Annotated in this window: 13 protein-coding genes and 1 pseudogene; 6 read left to right on the top strand and 8 right to left on the bottom strand. The window is 70.2% G+C overall.

Going from position 1 to position 15,053, the window contains the following annotated elements; genetic code table 11:
• Window positions 1-163: 163 nt before the first annotated feature.
• From OG700_RS34510 to OG700_RS34490, 5 genes are read right to left on the bottom strand one after another with little or no spacing between them, the layout of a single operon-like run.
• The gene (locus OG700_RS34510; protein WP_405620532.1) at window positions 164-1,516 is read right to left on the bottom strand and encodes a cytochrome P450; all 1,353 of its coding nucleotides are present in this window, start codon (window positions 1,514-1,516) and stop codon (window positions 164-166) included.
• Window positions 1,513-2,118 carry a GTP-binding protein gene (locus OG700_RS34505; RefSeq protein WP_405620530.1) on the bottom strand — a complete coding sequence of 202 codons (606 nt, stop codon included), beginning with the start codon at window positions 2,116-2,118 and terminating at the stop codon, window positions 1,513-1,515. The genes OG700_RS34510 and OG700_RS34505 overlap by 4 nt, the downstream gene beginning before the upstream one ends.
• Entirely contained in the window at window positions 2,093-2,476 is a 384-nt protein-coding gene (locus OG700_RS34500) for a DUF742 domain-containing protein (protein WP_405620528.1), read from the bottom strand. The genes OG700_RS34505 and OG700_RS34500 overlap by 26 nt, the downstream gene beginning before the upstream one ends.
• The gene (locus OG700_RS34495; protein ID WP_405622187.1) at window positions 2,473-2,853 is read right to left on the bottom strand and encodes a roadblock/LC7 domain-containing protein; all 381 of its coding nucleotides are present in this window, start codon (window positions 2,851-2,853) and stop codon (window positions 2,473-2,475) included. The genes OG700_RS34500 and OG700_RS34495 overlap by 4 nt, the downstream gene beginning before the upstream one ends.
• A 20-nt stretch (window positions 2,854-2,873) precedes the next feature.
• The gene (locus OG700_RS34490; protein ID WP_405620526.1) at window positions 2,874-4,076 is read right to left on the bottom strand and encodes an ATP-binding protein; all 1,203 of its coding nucleotides are present in this window, start codon (window positions 4,074-4,076) and stop codon (window positions 2,874-2,876) included.
• A gap of 1,328 nt (window positions 4,077-5,404) precedes the next feature.
• On the opposite strand from OG700_RS34490, the pseudogene OG700_RS34485 reads away from it, so the two are divergent.
• Window positions 5,405-5,581 (top strand): annotated as a pseudogene (locus OG700_RS34485) (trehalase-like domain-containing protein); the annotation flags it as partial.
• Between the two features lie 447 nt (window positions 5,582-6,028).
• On the opposite strand, the gene OG700_RS34480 reads toward OG700_RS34485, so the two are convergent.
• Together OG700_RS34480 and OG700_RS34475 are read right to left on the bottom strand one after the other, a co-directional pair.
• Window positions 6,029-6,784 carry a GntR family transcriptional regulator gene (locus OG700_RS34480; protein ID WP_405620524.1) on the bottom strand — a complete coding sequence of 252 codons (756 nt, stop codon included), beginning with the start codon at window positions 6,782-6,784 and terminating at the stop codon, window positions 6,029-6,031.
• 260 nt (window positions 6,785-7,044) lie between these two features.
• Window positions 7,045-7,977 carry a DMT family transporter gene (locus tag OG700_RS34475; protein WP_405620522.1) on the bottom strand — a complete coding sequence of 311 codons (933 nt, stop codon included), beginning with the start codon at window positions 7,975-7,977 and terminating at the stop codon, window positions 7,045-7,047.
• 47 nt (window positions 7,978-8,024) lie between these two features.
• Between OG700_RS34475 and OG700_RS34470 the strand changes: the two genes are divergently transcribed.
• From OG700_RS34470 to OG700_RS34450, 5 genes are all read left to right on the top strand, one after another.
• Window positions 8,025-9,485 carry a PLP-dependent aminotransferase family protein gene (locus OG700_RS34470; protein WP_405620520.1) on the top strand — a complete coding sequence of 487 codons (1,461 nt, stop codon included), beginning with the start codon at window positions 8,025-8,027 and terminating at the stop codon, window positions 9,483-9,485.
• A gap of 140 nt (window positions 9,486-9,625) precedes the next feature.
• Window positions 9,626-11,230, top strand: coding sequence for an alkaline phosphatase D family protein (locus OG700_RS34465; protein WP_405620518.1), 1,605 nt, complete (start codon window positions 9,626-9,628; stop codon window positions 11,228-11,230).
• 142 nt (window positions 11,231-11,372) lie between these two features.
• Window positions 11,373-11,792 carry a hypothetical protein gene (locus tag OG700_RS34460; RefSeq protein WP_405620516.1) on the top strand — a complete coding sequence of 140 codons (420 nt, stop codon included), beginning with the start codon at window positions 11,373-11,375 and terminating at the stop codon, window positions 11,790-11,792.
• Window positions 11,789-12,094: a winged helix-turn-helix domain-containing protein gene (locus tag OG700_RS34455; protein WP_405620514.1), complete on the top strand. Its 306-nt coding sequence runs from the start codon at window positions 11,789-11,791 to the stop codon at window positions 12,092-12,094. The genes OG700_RS34460 and OG700_RS34455 overlap by 4 nt, the downstream gene beginning before the upstream one ends.
• Window positions 12,095-12,255: 161 nt before the next feature.
• The gene (locus OG700_RS34450; protein WP_405620512.1) at window positions 12,256-13,821 is read left to right on the top strand and encodes a GNAT family N-acetyltransferase; all 1,566 of its coding nucleotides are present in this window, start codon (window positions 12,256-12,258) and stop codon (window positions 13,819-13,821) included.
• Here the strand turns inward: OG700_RS34450 and OG700_RS34445 are convergent.
• Complete coding sequence (locus OG700_RS34445) at window positions 13,748-15,025, bottom strand: trans-sulfuration enzyme family protein (protein ID WP_405620510.1); 1,278 nt, start codon at window positions 15,023-15,025, stop codon at window positions 13,748-13,750. The two genes, OG700_RS34450 and OG700_RS34445, sit on opposite strands and share 74 nt — an antisense overlap.
• Between the last annotated feature and the right edge of the window lie 28 nt (window positions 15,026-15,053).

The following is a 15,053-nucleotide window of genomic DNA, read 5'->3' as shown; positions in this document are numbered from 1 at the left end:
GGTCGCCTGGCGGCAGAACGTTGGGCGGCGGTTGTTGTGGCCCCCACTACCTCTCCTTCACCGTGTGACACTCCAGTCACTCCGCGCAGTCCTACCCCATTGTTTGAACTGTCATGCAGGCGGCAAGAACTCCGTGCCGCCTGCATCACAGCGCGATCCGCCGCTACTCCCCCTTCCACCAGCTCAGGAAGCCGCTCCAGCCACCGCGTCCCGTCTTGCCCTTATGGGCCTGAGACATCGGAGACGTGGGCGTCACGGTCGGCCGCGTTTGATCGTGCTGTGGCTCCGAACGCTTGGGCTGTGCGGCGGGACGCGGTTTGACCGCACCGAAGCGAATGGGCAGGGACACCAGTGCCCGGTTGAAGGGGCCAGGCCGCCAGGCGAGGCTGTCCGCGGGGACCGCGAGTTCGACATCGGGCAACTCGCTGAACAGCGTTTCAAGGGCCGTCAAGGCGATGAGCCGGGCCGGGCCCTTGGAGGGGCATGAGTGGGGGCCCGCGCTCCAGGCCAGGTGCCCGCGGGTGTTGGCGCCCCGGTCCGCCAGGGCCGTGTTGGCGGCACCGAAACTCACCAGTACCAGTTCACCGGCGTGCACCTTGTCGCCGGCCACATCCGTATCGGCGGCCGGATAGTGCGGGGCGTAGTTCGACATGGGCGGATTGCGCCACAGCGTGTCGTCGAGCGCCTTGTCGAACTGGCCGTTGCGCACGTACTGCTCATCGGTCAGCATCGTGTAGAAGGCGTTACCGATGAGGTTGCGTTCCGGCTCGCCGCCCGCGCCGAGAAGGAGCACCAGCGTGTGGACCAACTCCTCGTCGGTCAGTTCCGCCGAATGCCCCATCAGGTGGGACGTGATGTCATCACCCGGCTGTGCCCGCTTCAACGCCACCAGTTCACCGACGGCCTGGACCAAGACCTGGTTGGCCTGCTCGGCGTTGACTCCGTCGAACATGCCGGAGATACCGAACAGCACCCGGTCGCCGATCTCCGCCGGACAGCCGAAGAGTTCGTTGAACACGAACAGGGGCAACTGCTTGGCGTAGTCGTTGAGGAGGTCGGCCGAGCCGCGGGCGCTGAACTGGTTGATGAGGAAGAGGGCGGCCCGCTGGGTGATCTGGCTCAGCCGGCTGCTACTGACCTGGGCAAAGCTGCCGGTGATGGCCTCGCGAAGCCGAAGATGCTCCGCGCCGTCCGTGAACATGCAGTTGGGCCGGTAGGCCAGCAGCGGCAGAATGGGGCTGCCGGGGCTGATACGGCCCTCGTTCAGGGCACGCCAGCGGCGCGAGTCCTTGCGGAAGGTGCTCGGATCCTGCAGCAGTTCGAGTGCCGCGCTGTAGTCCGTCACGAGGGTCGCCTCCACACCGGGAGCGATGGTGACGGGCGCGGTGGGGCCCAGCTGGTGCATATAGCGATAGAAAGCCTGTGGGTCGGCGGCGAACTCCGCCGTATCGAGGGGTATTCGTTGCCCGCTGCCGTGTGCGGGGCAGCCGGGCGGAGGTACGGGGGGCGTTGTCATGCGTGCTCCAGAGCGGCGCGTTCCTGCAACCAGCGCACCAAGGTGATCAGTGCGTTTACTGACGATGTCTTGTCGCGTGCGTCGACGGCGACGACCGGGGTGTCGGGAAGCAGGTCGAGCGCTTCCCGTATCGCTGCTTCCGTGCGCTCCGGGGAGCCGTCGAACCGATTGATGGCAACAGCGAAGTCGAGGCCGTAGGCCTCGATCAGATCCATGACGTCGAAGGAGTCGGCCAGCCGCTCGGGATCCACCAGGATCAGAGCCCCCAACGCTCCACGGGCCATGTCCTCCCAAAGGTTGACGAATCGCTGCTGTCCCGGTGAGCCGAACAGGTAAAGCACGATGCGGTCACCGAGTGTCAGCCGGCCGAAGTCCAGGGCGACGGTGGTGGTGGTCTTCCCCTGGACGCCCTTGAGATCGTCCACCGTCTCGGAGGCGCTCGTCATGTCCTCCTCGGTGGACAACGGCGCGATCTCGGAGAGAGAACCGATCAAGGTGGTCTTACCGACCGCGAAGTGCCCGACGACCAGGATCTTCACCGCGGTCTGCTCCGCGCCGCCACGCACGTACGCGTCCTCAGCCAGAGTGGGTCCGGAGCCCATCGAGCACCTCCTGAAGAAGATTGACATCGGCGAGACGAGCCCGGGGCACCGGCACACGGGCGAGCAGGTACCCCCCCTCTTTGAGGGAACTGAGCAGGACCTTGAGGACCCCGAGAGGAAGCTGGGCGTGCCCGGCGATCTCGGCAACGGAGAGGTAGCCTCCCGAGCACATCTCCAGGAGGTGCTGCTCCTCGGGGGAGAGCCGCCTTGGGCGCTGTCGCTCGTCGGTCGCCGTCGTGACGAGCGTGATGAGCGAGAACTCGTCCTGGGCGGGGAGGGCACGTCCACGGGTGATGACGTAGGGCCGGACTAACTCGGCGGCTTCGGGCTCGGACTGAGGGCGGCCGTCGTCAGTCATGAGCGGTGACCGACTTCTTCGCGGAGGTCGGCCGACAGTTCCTTGCCCAGTTGGCCGACAAGCTGCTGCATACGGAAGGTGATGGCTCCCATGTCGACGTCGGAGGACGCCGCTACCGCGAGGTAGGCGCCGTCGCCCGCGGCTATCAGGAAGACCCAGCCGCCGTTGAACTCGATGAGTGTCTGACGCCACTGCACGCTGGAGTCACCGCAGAAGAACGCGACGGTCCGGCTCAGGGACTGCAGTCCGCTCGTCGCGGCGGCGACCTTGTCCGCGTCGTCGCGGCCGAGGTCCGCTGTGCGGGACATCGACAGACCGTCGCCGGAGACCAGGACCGCGTGCAGGGCTCCGGGAATCTCCAGCGCGCTGGCGAGCATCCAGGACAGGTCTTTGTTACTCACGGGGCATCAGGTCCTTTGTATGCGTCGGCGGAGCTGGGCTTGTGCTCGGTGGCCGGCACCACCGCACCTCGGCCGGTGACAGTGCCGCGCTGAAAGGCGCCCATGACCGCTGCCCTCTCCTCGTTCGACCGGGCGGCCGGCGGGGGGGAGAGGTGATTCCCGTCGCGCACGACTGCCATGGACCGCCTGCGCCTGCGTTTGGGCAACCCATCGGATGTGGTTCCCGCAGGACCCTGTTCGCTGCCGTGCAGGTCAGGATCGGTCGATACGGCCGCAGTGGGCATCTTGGGTGCCGGCGTGGTGGTGAGCAGGTCCTCCGGCACCAGCACCACCGCGCGAACTCCCCCGTAAGGAGAGGTGGTGTCGATCGCCACCGTGAAGCCGTAGCGAGCGCACAAGGCGCCGATCACCGCGAACCCGAACTTGGGAGGGTTGCCCAGCTCGGCAACACTGACCCCGGCTGAACCGGACAGGAGAGCCGAGGCGTTGGTCTTCTCTTCCTCGCTCATGCCGACGCCCGCGTCGTCGATCACGATGCAGATGCCCTTGGGCACCGTTCGCACGTTGATCTCGACCATGGCTTCCGGCGCCGAGTAGCTGGTGGCGTTGTCGAGCAGTTCGGCCAACGTCAACGCGACCGGCTCGACGGCACGGCTGGCCACCGCGAAGTCCACCTGCGAGAGAACGTCAACGCGCTGGAAGTGCCGGATCTTCCCCTGGGCGCCACGGATCACGTCGTAGACCGATGCCGCCTCCCGCTGCCTGCCGAGCCAGCCGTCGCACAGCACGGTGATGGACTGCGCGCGTCTGTTGAACTGGGCGTTCATGTGGTCGACGTCCAGCAGATCCTTCAGGATGGCCGAGTCGCCGTACTTGGTCTGCAGATTGGAGATGACCCGCTGCTGCTCGGCCGCAAGGCCCTGAATCGTCTGCATGGCAGACTTCAGCACGGTCTTCGTGGCGTTCTCCGCCTCCTCCTTGGCCTGCCGGACAACCTCGTCGTAGCTGCCCCGCAGCTCATCGAGGGTGGATTCGACGTGGGCGTGGCGGCTCTGCAGTTCGACCAGCGAACCTTCGAGACCTTGCTTCTGTTGGCGTAACGCTCTGATCGTCCCTCGCTGCCGGAAGACGACCGTGGTCGCGACAGGGGCGCCGACAGCGAGCGCCCAGACTGTCGGGTCCTGCCAAAAATTCGTCATGTGACTCTCTTTGAGCGGCTGAGGTCCAGCTCCCGGAAACCTATCCATGCGGGCCCTCGACTGACGGCGGTATTCGCCACCTGGAGGACCTCTGACTGTAGGCATCGTCTAAGAGAAAAACCCACCTGGCATGTGCCGGAAATCATATCACCGGCCAGCACTGACGCTCCGTCAAGTCATCGTCTCCGTATCCGACTTGACAGAGACCGGCGAGGGTCTCGGTGAAGGAATTGTGGCCATGCTGTGGAGGCTCGAATCGCCTGGTGCTTCCCGAATGACCCCCTCTATACCGAGAGGCGGAACGCCGGCATCGCCGCTCTCTGCGGTGCGACCGGCCAGAAGCGGACTGACCGCAACATCCGTGCGGAATGCCGCCTCCGCAACGTCCCGTTCGCTTGCGCCCAACCTCTTGGGCAGGCCCGCAAGCTCCGCCACGCCCGCCCAGCCCTCGTTCCCAGACCGCTCCACATCGCCATCACCCACCCGGACACCGACGGGACACCCGGTTCGCGTACGGCCTGGCCCGCCTGGTCCTGCACGAGATCGACGACCTCGACGGCAAGCTGTACCGCTCCCGCGGCCGGCTGTCGATGCGGCCGGCGTACATTCCCAGGCTGGTCGTGAAAGCGGCGACGAGATCGTCCCTTTTCGTTCCGTTGCCGATCTCCTCAAAATCCTCGGCTGTCACGTCGAAGGTGCCGGTGAGTCGTTCGGCGAGTCAGCGCACACCGGATGCCACAGAAGGAAATCCGGCCCGCCATACGAATCCTCTGGAGCGTGGCCGGCTGAACTGGACAAATTTGGATCCTTCGAATTGGGCAGGGGCTTGGGCGTTCATGCCGTCTCGCCCAGCGCTCGGCGGGTGGCCGCAAGGGCTGGTGGCACGAGTGTGAGGGGTGTCGGGCCTCAATGACGCGGCCGGTTCCCCCGCACGCGCCCCTCCTGCGGGCAATTCCCCTCCGACCGGCGCGACCAAGCGTCAGGGCTCAACGCCCCACGGCGGAGGGGGGCGAGAACTGTCTCACGGTTGTACCCCGTCAACGGCGCTCGGCCGCCGCCCGAGGAGAAGGCGGGCCTGGCTGGTCTCGGTGATCCTCCCGGAGGGTTCCCACGAGGGTTTGAGGTGTCCGGGCCACCGGTGCGACAGCAGGGCGACGGCCCCTTCGGGCGCCACACGCCGGTCCACGCCTACCGCGCCCGGCGCGACACCCGACACCGCCGGGGGCGAGCCGCACCACCCCCTGCACCCGCCCACCCCATTCGTGCGCGCCCTGCCTCCAGGCTGTGCAAGCCGGAGCCGGCCGCGTACCCGCATCGAACGGATCATCATGGCAGCACGTATCGAGGACTACGGGCTCATCGGCGACACGCACGCTGCGGCCCTCGTGAGCCGGGACGGCAGCGTCGACTGGCTGTGCCTGCCCCGTTTCGACTCCCCGGCCGTATTCGCGGATCTGCTGGGGACCGACGACCACGGCCTCTGGCGCATCGCCCCCCTTAGGGCGTGTTGCGAAAGTCCCGCCTGGCCGACGACGCCTGGCACGCGCACTCGCCGCGTTGTCGGAATCATCCAAGTACGTCCAGTACGAGAACGATCCTCCGCCTTGCGATCGCACGCACCAGACGCCGTCGGCCCCGCCCTTCGGGCGGACGGCGCTACTCTCGCAACACGCCCTAAGGGCCACGAGCGATGAGACCGCCGGCCGCCGCCGCCAGTACCAGGACGGCACACGGATCCTTGAGTCCTACTGGACCATGGCCGAAGGCACCGTCCCAGTCACCGACTTCATGCCAACCCGTGGTCAAGACGTCGGTCGACGGGCGGACTTGCGCCGTGCCCGGCTCTCATGCCCGGTGGCTGGACACCGACGGCCCAGCTGAGACCACCATCGGTCGTTCCGAGTTCACCGTCTCCGAAGGCGACCAGCACTGATCACGCTCAAGGCCCTCACCTACGCGCCGACCGGCGCCATGGTTATCCGCACGTCGCCGGTGTCCCCGAAGGTGAGCCGGCAGGTGTCGGCCCGGTAGGTCGCCACCGAGACGGCCGCCGTGCGGCCCCCGGCCAGGTAGCGGGTGGTGACGACGAGCACGGGCGCGCCGGGCAGCCGGTCGAGCTCCTTGGCGTCGTCCGCGCGGGCCGAGCCCAGTTCCACGGCGCGGTCCTGGCCCTCCATGCCGAGCCGCTGAAGCTCCCGCAGCACGCTGCGTGCGCGGGCGGGGCCCGAGGGGATGTCCATGGCGGGCAGCTCGGGCACCGAGCCCACGGGGACGTACAGCAGTTCGGCCGCCACGGTCTGGCCGTGGGTCACGCGGGTCCTGCGGACCGTGTGGACCTGGTCGGCCGTGTCCGTACCGAGCATCTTGGCCACGGCCGCGGGCGTCGCGGCGAGCACCGAGTCGACGGGCTGCCAGGCGTCCGGGTCCGCACCCGGCCACTCCTGCTGGGTCGTCGACACGTCGACACCCATGCGCGGCGGCGCGACGGTCGTACCGACGCCGCGGCGGCGCTGCAACCGGCCTTCGAGTTCGAGCTGTTCGAGTGCCTGGCGGAGCGTGGCGCGTGCGACTCCGAAGCGGGCGGCGAGGTCGCGCTCGTTGGGCAGCACCTCCCCGACCGCGAAATCGGAGTCGAGTGCCTCGCCCAGAACGGTCTTGAGGTGCCAGTACTTGGGCTCCGGCACCGTTTCGAGCTGCGTGGTCCCCACCGTGATCCTCCGCAATCGCCGTGTCCCCGGCGGCTTTTCCATGCACTTGTTTATTAAAGGTTCCTGCACTAACTCTTCGAGAGTAGGACGGCCGACCGTGTTGGTCAAGACCAATCCTGCGGGCACGGCTCCGAGGAATCGCACTCTGCCACAGTTCGTTCACGCAGAGTTCGCGGAGTTGGCGTGAAACGGCGGCGTCGGCAGGTGACAGACCCGGGGGTGGGCGGCCGTGTATGTCGGGACAGACACATACGGGCACGTCAGGGGGTGGTCACGGGTTCCTTCCCGGCGACCCGGCGGGCGGCGGCGCGCGCTTGGAACGCTCCGGAGCCGAGTGCCACGCCGATGCCCACGAGCAGGCTTCCGGCTGCCTGGGCGGGGCCGTACGCCCCGGTGCCCACCAGGGGCGCGGTGAGCGCCGCCGCCACCGGGATGAGGCCGGAAAACAGCGTGGCCCGTTCCGCGCCGATGCGCTGCATGGCCATGTACCAGCAGATGAAGCCGATCACCGTCACCACCGCCGCCTGCCAGCCGAGCGCGAACGCCTCCTCGCCGGTGGGCATACGGACGAACCCGGCGCCGTCCAGGACGAGTCCGGCGATCGTGGACTCGATCGCGGCGACGCCGGCCACCGTCGCGGAGAGCAGCTTGGGCCCGAGCGGACGCAGCACCGGTACGGCCAGTACGGCGAAGCCGACCTCGCCGGCGAGCGCGGCGACCGACCAGGCGAGGCCGGCCCCGTCCGTGCGGCCCCAGCCCTGGACGGTGAACGCGCCGACGGCGACCAGCAGCGCGCCGTACACGACGGCGCGGGCGGGGCGGCGGCGGCTCAGCAGCGGGAACAGGACGGCGACGACGACCGGCGCGCAGCCGACGAGGACGCCCGGGACGGCGGGTTCGGCGGTGCGCTCGGCGGCGATGACGGACAGGTTGAAGCCGACCATGCCGACGGCGGCGACGGCGGCGAGCCGGCCCCACTGCCGCCGGGTGAGGGCGCGCAGCGGCGCGGCGGCGCCCCGGGCGACGAGCGGGAGGAGCAGCAGGCAGGCGATGCCGTAGCGGACGGCCTGGCCGCCGGCGTACGGGTAGTCGCCGAGGACGCTGTTGGCGGTGAAGGAGGCGCCGACGAGTGTGCAGGCGAGAGCGGCGAGGAGCATCCCGGCCAGGGGGCCGCCGGAGGAAGTGGCTTTCATGAGGACGACGCTAGGGATCGAGGTGGTCCCGTTTAAGGTCCACTTTCATGACGGTATCGGGAACCACTTCGGGTGATCGGGTGCCCCGTGCGGGGGACGCCGGGGCGCGGACCGCGTGGACGGAGACGTGGGACGTGCTGCTCGCGTCCGCGCCGGCCCGGCGGCGTGGGCGTGTGCTCCAGTCGGCGCTGCGTGAGGCGGTGCGGTCGGGGCGGCTGGCGGCGGGCACCCGGCTGCCGTCCAGCCGTGAACTCGCCGCCGATCTCGGCGTGTCGCGTGGCCTGGTCACCGACGCGTACGAACAGCTCACCGCCGAGGGCTATCTGCGCAGCGGGCACGGTTCGGGGACCTGGGTGGGCGATTCCGTACGGGCGGCGGCACCGGCGGCGCGTGACCGGGCGCCCCACACACCGGGCGCGCGGGCCGACTTCGTGCCGGGCACGCCGGATCTGTCGCTCTTCCCGCGAGCCGCGTGGGGCGCCGCGCACCGGGCCGTGCTGGCGCGGTTGCCGCACCGGGCGCTGGGCTATCCGGATCCGCGGGGGCTGCCGGAGCTGCGTACGGCGCTGGCGGCGCTCCTCGTGCGGCGGCGCGGGGTGGTGGCCGATCCGGAGCGGCTGCTGGTCTGCTCGGGGGTGGCGCAGGCGATGACGCTACTGGGGTTCGCGCTGCACCGGCGCGGGGCGCGCACCGTGGGTCTGGAGGATCCCGGCAGCCCCGAGAACATCGCGGTGCTCGGCTCGGCCGGGCTGCGGTCGGTGCTGCTGCCGCTGGACTCCGACGGTCTGGTGCCGGGCGCGGCGGCGCGGGCGGGAGTACGCGCGGTGGTGGCGACCCCGGCGCATCAGTACCCGACGGGTATCGCCTATTCGGCGGCGCGCAGGACCGAACTCCTCGGCTGGGCGCGGTCGGTGGACGGTTTCGTGCTGGAGGACGACTACGACGGGGACTTCCGTTACGACCGGGCCCCGGTCGGCGCGTTGCAGGGTCTGGACCCGGAGCGCGTCGCGTACATGGGGTCGGTCAGCAAGTCGATGGCGCCGGGGCTGCGGATCGGCTGGCTGCTGGCGCCGGAGGAGCTGACCGAGGAACTGGTCGAGCGCAAGCGCACGATGGATCTCGGCAATCCGGTGCTGGAGCAGGCGCTGCTCGCGGACTTCGTCGAACAGGGCGGCTACGACCGCCACTTGCGCCGCTGCCGACTGGCGTACCAGCGGCGCAGGGACACGCTGATCGCGGCGCTGGACGAGCACTTCCCCGGCACGGAGGTCAGCGGGATCGCGGCGGGCCTGCACATCATCGCTCTGCTCCCGGCCCGTTACGGTCCCGAGGCGCGGTTCCTTCAGCGGGCGGCGGGTGCCGGTGTCGCGCTGCGCGCGCTGGCGTACCACGGCACGGCGCGGCCGGACGACGGCCGGGTGCGGCTGGTCATGGGGTACGCGCACCAGTCGCCGTCCGACATCACGCGCGGGGTGCGGCTGCTGGCGCGGGCGGTCGGCCGGGGCTGATTCGCGTGTGGTGGTGGGCAGGTTGTTCATCCGGGGTTCGTGTGCCGGCCGTCGCCGGGCGCTACGTATGGCACGGCACACCGTCCCCCGGGTCACGGTCCCGCCGATCACTCGCCCAGTCCGACGCAGGAGGCACATCGATGACGTACAGCTCCCGGAATCCCGCCACCGACCGCCGTACCGTACTGCGCGGCTCCCTCGCCGCCTCCGCCGCACTGGCCCTGCCCACGACGGCCGCGGCCGTCGCCGGGACGGTCGCCGGCGCCGCGCCCGCCCAGGCGCTCTCCGGCCGGCCGAGCGCCGGCTGGGGTGTCCAGACGGGCGACGTGACCTCGTCGTCCGGCCTGGTGTGGGTCCGCTCCGACCGGCCCGCGCGGATGGTGGTGGAGACCTCGGCGACCAACTCCTTCCGCCGTGCGCGTACCTGGCACGGCCCGCTCCTCGGTCCCGGCACCGACTTCACGGGGACGACGCCGCTGCGCGGACTGCCCGCCGGCGAGCAGGTGCACTACCGGGTGACGCTCGCCGATCCCGACGACCCGCGGCGTACGGGCGAGCCGGTGTACGGCACGTTCCGTACGGCTCCGGCGCGACGACGGCAGGGGGTGCGGTTCCTGTGGTCGGGCGACATCGCGGGCCAGGGCTGGGGCATCAACCCGGACATCGGCGGCTATCGCGCGTACGACGACATGCGCGGGCTCGACCCTGACTTCTTCCTGTGCAGCGGCGACACCGTGTACGCGGACGGGCCGCTGCTGCCGTCGGTGACGCTGGCGGACGGGCGCGTGTGGCGCAACCTCGTCACCGAGGAGAAGTCGAAGGTCGCCGAGACGCTGGACGAGTACCGGGGCCAGTTCCGATACAACCTGCTCGACGACAACGTCCGCCGGTTCAACGCGCAGGTGCCGACGATCGTGCAGTGGGACGACCACGAGGTGCGAAACAACTGGTATCCGGGGCAGATCCTGGACGACGTCCGCTACCAGGAGAAGGACGTCGACGTGCTGGCGGCCCGCTCGCTCCAGGCGTTCGGCGAGTACTTCCCGGTGCCGACGCTCCGGGCGCGTGGCGAGGACCGGCGGGTGCACCGGGTGGTGCCGTACGGGCCGCTGCTCGACGTGTTCGTACTGGACATGCGCTCGTTCCGGAACGCCAACTCCCCCGGCCGGCAGGCCGACGACACGACGGGCATTCTCGGCGTCGATCAACTCGATTGGCTCAAGCGCGAGTTGTCGCGCTCGCGGGCGGTGTGGAAGGTGATCGCGGCCGATATGCCGATCGGTCTGGTCGTGCCGGACGGTACGGCGAACATCGAGGCGATCGCGCAGGGCGACCCGGGCGCGCCGCTGGGGCGGGAGCTCCAGATCGCCGACCTGCTGCGGTACATCAAGCACCGGCGGATCACCGGCACGGTGTGGCTGACGGCGGATGTGCACTACACGTCGGCGCAGCACTACGCGCCGGAGCGGGCGGCCTTCAAGGACTTCGCGCCGTTCTGGGAGTTCGTGTCGGGTCCGCTGGCGGCGGGCGGCTTCCAGGCGAACGCGCTGGACGCGACGTTCGGGCCGGACCGTGTCTTCGTCCAGGCCCCGGACCGGGCGAACGTCTCGCCGATGGAGTCGCCGCAGTACTTCGGCGAGGTCGACATCGACGGCGGGAGCGGGGAGTTGACGGTGCGGCTGCGGGCCGAGGGGAACAGGGTGCTGTTCAGCAAGGTGCTGAAGCCGGGCCGGGTGGGCCAGTAGGGCCGCCTCCTCACGCGCTCCCCTTCCCCCGGCTGCCTGCCGCGCCTCGCTCACCCACTCACTTACTTGCAACTTTGGAAAGTAGATGCAAGAGTGGCACTTGCTGGCATTTCCAGCAACGGTGTGAGATCCGGGGGAAGTCATGACCGAACACATTGACGCCGTGGGCGCGTTGAGCCGGGCGAGCAGCGTGGAGGGGGCCGCACGCCGCGGGACGCGCTGGTACGCCCGGTATCTGGGCGTCTTCGCGGTCGGCCAGTTGGCACTGGTCCCGATGGCCGTGCTCTGGCACGGAGTCACGGCGGCGATCACCTTCGGGATCACCAACGTGCTGTTGGTGGGCGGGCTGAGTCTCTACGCCGCGAGCCGACGTGTCGTCAGCCGCCACTTCGGCGTCCTGCACGGCTCCCTGGTGGGCACCTGGGCGGTGCTGTTCGCGGTCACCGTCGCCCTGTCCACCGGCCCCTTCCGGGACAGCGTGCCGTTCGCCGCGGTCGCCGCCCTGATCTGCGCGTCCCCGATGGCCGTGGGCGCGTGGTGGGAAGTCCGGCGATCGTCATGACCGACGCCGGCAGGCATCCCCGCCACGCGCTCGCGCCGCTGCTCAGCTCTCCCGTACGGCTGTCGGTGGTCGCCGCCCTGGCGCCCACGGACAAGGCCGAGTTCGCTTTCGTACGGGATCTGGTGGAGGTGACGGACTCGGCGCTCTCCAAGCAGGTAGCCTCGCTGGAGGAAGCGGGCCTCGTCTCGGTCACCAAGGGCAGGATGGGGCGCAGGCCCCGGACTTGGCTGGCACTGACCAGCGAGGGGCGGGCTGTTTACCGACGCCATCTGGACGCGCTGCGTGCCATTTCGGGCGGCTGAGCCAGGCCTGGGGGATCACCACCGGTCGCGCTCCTCCAAGTTCGTGGACAACTCGCGCCATAAATCAACCAAAAGTAGTTGATAGGCGAACAGAAACATCTTTTACCCATCAGTCACAGTACGTTCGTGATCGCGCAACACCATTGGGCCACAGTGAGGTCATGACCGATGTGACTTCATCGAAGAGTGCCCGCCGCCCCCACCACTGGCGCCGGGATCTCGTCGAACTGGCCGCCCTGTTCACCGCGGTGGCGGTCGCCGACGCTGTCGCGAACATGATCGCGCACGGGCCGGACGGACCGTTCCTGCTCGTCGCCTCCGCGATCGCCCTGATCATCACGGCCGGATTCCACACCTGGTGGTCACGGCACCACGGCCACGCGCCCCCGGCCGGCGCCCCGTCGGGCACGGCCGGGGACGCCTCGGCCGAGACCGGCGGGACGACCGACACGAACACTCCCACCGCCACCGGCACGCAGACCAGCACCAACATCAGCACCGCCACCGCGCTCTGGCGCATGCGCGCCACCGTGCGGGACGCCCCCGGTTCGCTGGCCGCCGTGTGCACGGTCCTCGCCCGCCGCCGGGTGGACATCCTCACCCTTCAGACGCACCCGCTGGCCGCCGGCACCGTCGACGAGTTCCTGCTGCGCGCGCCCGCCGCGCTGCCCGCGCGGCAGCTCACCCGTGAGATCTCCCTCGCGGGCGGCAGTGACATCTGGATCGAGCGCGCCGACACGCACGACCTCGTGGACGCGCCGACCCGGGTCCTGGGCCTGGCCACCCGTACCGCCCTGGACGCCGCCGAACTCCCTCTCGCCCTGAGGCAGTTGCTCGGCCGCTGCACGATCCATTCGCTGCCCGCCGTCTCTCCCACCGGCCGGCCGACCGGTGAGAGCGCCCCCGTCGAGGGCATCCTGGAGGGCACAACGATGCGCATGCGCGACCCGAACGGCGGCGTGATCACCGTCGAGCGGCACCATCTGCCGTTCACGCCCACCGAGTTCGCCAGGGCCCGCGCCCTGGTCGAACTCGACGCGCGCCTCGGCCCGCGCGTCCCGCGCGGCCGCGACGTCCTGACGCTGCCCGAAGGCAAGATCACCGTGCGCCGCGCCGACCGGAGCGACGTCGACGCGGCGTCGGCGATGCACGAGCGCTGCTCGGAACAGACCCTGGGCCTGCGCTACCACGGTCCGGTGGGGGACGCGGACCGCTATCTCGACCATCTGCTGAGCCCGCGTCACGGGCGGACCCTCAAGGTCCAGACGGCGTCCGGGCGCCTCGTCGCGCTCGGCCATCTCCTGTGGGACGGCGACGAGACGGAGGTCGCGCTGATCGTCGAGGACGCCTGGCAGCGGCGCGGCATCGGCTCCGAACTTCTCGGCCGGCTGGTCGCGCTCGCCGTCGAGGCGGGCTGCGCGAGCGTGTACGCCGTCACCCAGGCGTCCAACACCGGCATGGTCGCCGCCATGCGCGGACTCGGCCTGCCGCTCGACTACCAGATAGAGGGTGGCACGCTGGTCGTGACCGCCCGCCTCAAGGGGACGCACGACCGGCAGGACGACCGGCAGGACGACCGGCGGCAGGCGCCCGCCACGGACGAGACGCCGTACGGAACGCCGTACGGCAGCCCGCGCGGAACGCGGCGGGGAGCTACCTACGGGACCCCGCACGAGGCGCCGTACGGGACTCCGGAGATCGCGGTGCGCGACCAGGCCGGGCGCTGAGCGCCTCGGTCAGATCCCGCCACAGATCCTCGACGTCCTCCAGACCGACCGACATCCGCAGCAGCCTCTCGCTCACCCCGGCCGAACGCCGGTCGCCCTCGGCCACGATCCGGTGGCTGATGGACGCCGGGTGCTGAATGAGCGTGTCCACGCTGCCGAGGCTGACCGCCGGGGTGATCAGCCGTACGCCGGCGATCACCTCGTGCGGGTCGCCGTACACCTCGAAGGAGACCATCGCCCCGCCGATGCTCGGGTAGTGGACGCGGGCGATACGCGGGTCGGTGGCCAGCCTGCGGGCGAGGTCGGCCGCGGTGGCGGAGGCCGCCCGGACCCGCACCGGCAGCGTGGACAGACCGCGCAGCAGCAGATATCCGGCCATCGGGTGCAGCACACCGCCGGTCGCGAACCGCACCTGGCGCAGCTTGCGCGCGAACTCCTCGTCGCACGCCACGACACCGCCGAGTACGTCGCCGTGCCCGCCGAGATACTTCGTCGCGCTGTGCAGGACGAGCCGCGCGCCGTGCTCGACGGGCCGTTGCAGGACGGGCGTGGCGAAGGTGTTGTCGACCAGCAGCGGTATCGAGCCGCAGGCGTGGGCGACGGCGGCGATGTCGACCTCGGCGAGGGTCGGGTTGGCGGGGGTCTCGACCATCACGAGGCCGGTGTCGGGGCGGATCGCGTCGGCGATGCCCGCGGGGTCGGTCCAGGTGACCTCCGTACCGAGGAGCCCGGCGGTCAGCAGGTGGTCGCTGCATCCGTACAGAGGCCGTACGGCGACGACATGGCGCAGTCCCGCGCCCGAGCGGACGAGCAGGACGGCCGTCAGCGCCGCCATGCCGCTGGCGAAGGCCACCGCGCTCTCGGTGCCCTCCAGCCGGGCGAGCGCCGTCTCGAACCGGGCCGTCGTCGGGTTGTCCAGGCGCGCGTAGACCGGCGGCCCGTCGGGGCGTGCGCCGGTGGCGGCGAACTCGTCGATCCGCGCGGCCTCGCCACGGGTGTCGTACGAGGGGTACGTCGTCGACAGGTCGATCGGCGCGGCGTGCACACCGAGCCGGGCGAGATCCTCGCGCCCCGCGTGCACGGCCTCGGTCGCGAGCGCGCGGGGAAGGGCCTGGGGACGGTCCTGAAGGAAGTCCCGGGGGAAGTCCTGGGGACCGGGTACGAGTCCGGGTGCGGTCATGCCATCGGCATCCATGGGGTCCATGCACGCACTGTGAACATTCGGCGGGATT

This window comes from Streptomyces sp. NBC_01508 (genome assembly GCF_045040315.1).
In the GTDB taxonomy this organism is placed as follows: domain Bacteria; phylum Actinomycetota; class Actinomycetes; order Streptomycetales; family Streptomycetaceae; genus Streptomyces.
Note: the sequence above shows the minus strand (reverse complement) of the source record. Positions and strands in the feature narration are given on the sequence as shown.

What these genes read in the sequence shown, in the direction of transcription:
- OG700_RS34510 (WP_405620532.1), bottom strand. Translation starts at nt 1,516, where the DNA reads ATGACAACGCCCCCCGTACCTCCGCCCGGCTGCCCCGCACACGGCAGC.
- OG700_RS34505 (WP_405620530.1), bottom strand. Translation starts at nt 2,118, where the DNA reads ATGGGCTCCGGACCCACTCTGGCTGAGGACGCGTACGTGCGTGGCGGC.
- OG700_RS34500 (WP_405620528.1), bottom strand. Translation starts at nt 2,476, where the DNA reads ATGACTGACGACGGCCGCCCTCAGTCCGAGCCCGAAGCCGCCGAGTTA.
- OG700_RS34495 (WP_405622187.1), bottom strand. Translation starts at nt 2,853, where the DNA reads ATGCTCGCCAGCGCGCTGGAGATTCCCGGAGCCCTGCACGCGGTCCTG.
- OG700_RS34490 (WP_405620526.1), bottom strand. Translation starts at nt 4,076, where the DNA reads ATGACGAATTTTTGGCAGGACCCGACAGTCTGGGCGCTCGCTGTCGGC.
- OG700_RS34475 (WP_405620522.1), bottom strand. Translation starts at nt 7,977, where the DNA reads ATGAAAGCCACTTCCTCCGGCGGCCCCCTGGCCGGGATGCTCCTCGCC.
- OG700_RS34470 (WP_405620520.1), top strand. Translation starts at nt 8,025, where the DNA reads ATGACGGTATCGGGAACCACTTCGGGTGATCGGGTGCCCCGTGCGGGG.
- OG700_RS34465 (WP_405620518.1), top strand. Translation starts at nt 9,626, where the DNA reads ATGACGTACAGCTCCCGGAATCCCGCCACCGACCGCCGTACCGTACTG.
- OG700_RS34460 (WP_405620516.1), top strand. Translation starts at nt 11,373, where the DNA reads ATGACCGAACACATTGACGCCGTGGGCGCGTTGAGCCGGGCGAGCAGC.
- OG700_RS34455 (WP_405620514.1), top strand. Translation starts at nt 11,789, where the DNA reads ATGACCGACGCCGGCAGGCATCCCCGCCACGCGCTCGCGCCGCTGCTC.
- OG700_RS34450 (WP_405620512.1), top strand. Translation starts at nt 12,256, where the DNA reads ATGACCGATGTGACTTCATCGAAGAGTGCCCGCCGCCCCCACCACTGG.
- OG700_RS34445 (WP_405620510.1), bottom strand. Translation starts at nt 15,025, where the DNA reads ATGGACCCCATGGATGCCGATGGCATGACCGCACCCGGACTCGTACCC.